The sequence below is a fragment of the Hallella colorans genome (assembly GCF_003096815.1).
GTDB lineage: Bacteria > Bacteroidota > Bacteroidia > Bacteroidales > Bacteroidaceae > Prevotella > Prevotella colorans.
Genome location: NZ_QENY01000049.1, coordinates 1 through 2,348, shown reverse-complemented (window position 1 = coordinate 2,348; position 2,348 = coordinate 1). Strand labels below are relative to the sequence as shown.

Here is a 2,348-nt window from a genome sequence, read left to right as displayed (position 1 = left end):
GGGGCTTACTTTTGAAAAAATAAACCCCGAAGTCCAATTTTACTGGGCTTCGGGGAGGATATTTATGCTCTTTTGAGTTTTACCGGACAGCAATAAAATAAAATGTACAGAAAGAAGTATTTGAAGCCATCTATCGTGTTGCTTCCTATGCAAATTGTTGGTCCGAATATAGGATCGCAGAACGATGCAGAGGTGCAGGGTGATGATTATCAAGACGGAATGGTTTGGGATGAAGATTCCCAAAGTTGGAAATGGCCCAATCCCTAAACAGGTTGTTGGCTCAAGCTATGATGCTGTGGTAGGTAGCGGAGGAGACCACTATGTACAAACAGTAAAAATAATCATTTATTTCTCCATAACAAAACCATAAACACATCGGATTTTTTCTTCGATTTAATTTTATGACAAACATGAAGCAGTTTTTACACATAACCGCATCTACAGTCTTCATGCTCTTGGTTTTCTGCTTGCCCATGTCGGCTTTTGAGTATGTGGACGTGACTCCTTCGAACAGTAAGGTGTCGAAAGTGGACGTGGGAGGTGACAAAGTCAGCAGCATCACGCTGACCGTTACGCTCAAAGACAACGAAGCTCCCAACGGACAGGCGCAATTGCGCTTGGCGTCGGATGAAAACAAACTGGTGATGGGTGAAACCACACAGTTGTTGGACAATGTGCTCACACAAAAATCCACAAATCCCAACGTTTGGGAAATCACATGGAACAACGTCAAGGCAGGCGACTATAAGGTGTATTTCCAACAAACAGATGGCAGTGGACACACTTATTTGCATGACATTCAGGTGAAGGAATTGCCGGAACCGCCGGCTCCGAAATTAACCCTGACAAAAAAGAATGTGACATGCGGCTCTCTGGGATATGTAAATGTTGAGTTGGCTGGAGGAGCAAAACCGTTCAGTTATAAAGCAACCATTAAACATCATAGAGGAGGAAGCGACATCAGAACTAAAGATAATTCCTCCGATAGGGGTTGGGTGATCGACAATTTAGTAGATGGCGACGAAGTGACCGTTGAGGTGACCGATGTTAAGAGCAGGAAAGCCTCTGCTTCCATCGGTTCTATCAGTTCTGTTTCTCCTAAATTCTATTCAGACGGAACCAATTATTTTGTCAAGCGCACGGGGAAGGACACATTCGACTACTATAAGTCTTTTAAGATATCATGCGATGACGAGAAAGGCTTGAAGGAAGCATTAGATAAGTTGGTCGAAACTGTTAAAATTAAAGGTGATGATGGAAATTGGTATCCATTGGAATATGCCCCCGCTTATACCACTAAATTTTCGAGCAGTTATTATCGTTATTTCTTTAAAATCCCCTTTGGCAAAGAATACTTAAAATTCGACAAGAATGGGAGTTATCCAATTAAATATACGCAGCTTTGTGAAGGAGAGCAAACAGGTTCTTTCAGTATTTGGGACACTACTGTGAGGAATATGTTGTGGTTCGGAGCATGGACGTATGGAACACCGACAGATGATTGTGGATGGAAAGATACATCTTATAAAGTGACTTATAGTTTTGAAGGAAGGAAGTCTTTGGGTGGTCAGCATGTTTATTATTTTATGGACGAGGAGCATCGCAATGCAAAAATCTATAAGCGAAACGCCGATCACACCTATCCTTCTGAGGCTTTGATGGAGGTCCCCATGTGGACAGAACAATTTGATATCGAAAAAAGATTCACATTCTATTTACCTGGGCCTGGTGTGTACAAGATGGTTTATTCCACAGGTAATCCGCAAACAGATTTTGAACGCGAATTTATTTTTAGTGATCCCAAGCCGGATATGGCTTATTATGCGTCAAAACCGCGCTATAGGACATTTCAAAGAAAGAGTTTGGGTATCCACGGCAATACAGCCGGCATCGTTTTCTCTACTATCAACTTGGAAGGTCCTTTCCAAGTGATTGTAAACAGGCCTGATGGCAAGAAGAACTTTATGATCACTGATTTTGGTGACGACCACGAATACCAAAAAACAATTAACTTCCCGCAGACGATAGACTTCACTAAGCCAAACGGCCACTACAACATCGGAGATTTACCGGCAGGAGATTATGTGTTTACGCTAAAAGACCAATGCGGAAGAACAAAAGACACAGAGATCACAATTGAAGATGACAACTTGATGACTTATAAGCCGAGAAGAGACCATGGGTTTGGCGAGGGAGTCTTGGTTGAATACAGTTGTGATAACCAAAGCAACAAGGTGAGTTTTGACTTTGGGACATTAGTGTCCCGTTAAAATAGGGACCAGTTAAATATTAATCAAATAACCCCGGAAAGAGGGGACAATCGAGTTCTTTGACATTATTGAAATCAG

At 42.0% G+C, this 2,348-nt stretch carries 2 protein-coding genes; both read left to right on the top strand.

Going from position 1 to position 2,348, the window contains the following annotated elements; genetic code table 11:
- Positions 1-102 precede the first annotated feature (102 nt).
- Positions 103-267, top strand: a complete 165-nt coding sequence (locus C7379_RS12815; RefSeq protein ID WP_165815077.1) for a hypothetical protein — start codon at positions 103-105, stop codon at positions 265-267.
- 143 nt (positions 268-410) lie between these two features.
- A complete protein-coding gene (locus tag C7379_RS12490) occupies positions 411-2,270 on the top strand; it encodes a hypothetical protein (RefSeq protein ID WP_133241909.1) in 1,860 nt (619 codons plus the stop codon).
- Positions 2,271-2,348: the final 78 nt, after the last annotated feature.

Bases quoted from the DNA above. Each gene is read 5' to 3' on its own strand.
- C7379_RS12815 (WP_165815077.1), top strand. From the start codon at position 103: ATGTACAGAAAGAAGTATTTGAAGCCATCTATCGTGTTGCTTCCTATG.
- C7379_RS12490 (WP_133241909.1), top strand. From the start codon at position 411: ATGAAGCAGTTTTTACACATAACCGCATCTACAGTCTTCATGCTCTTG.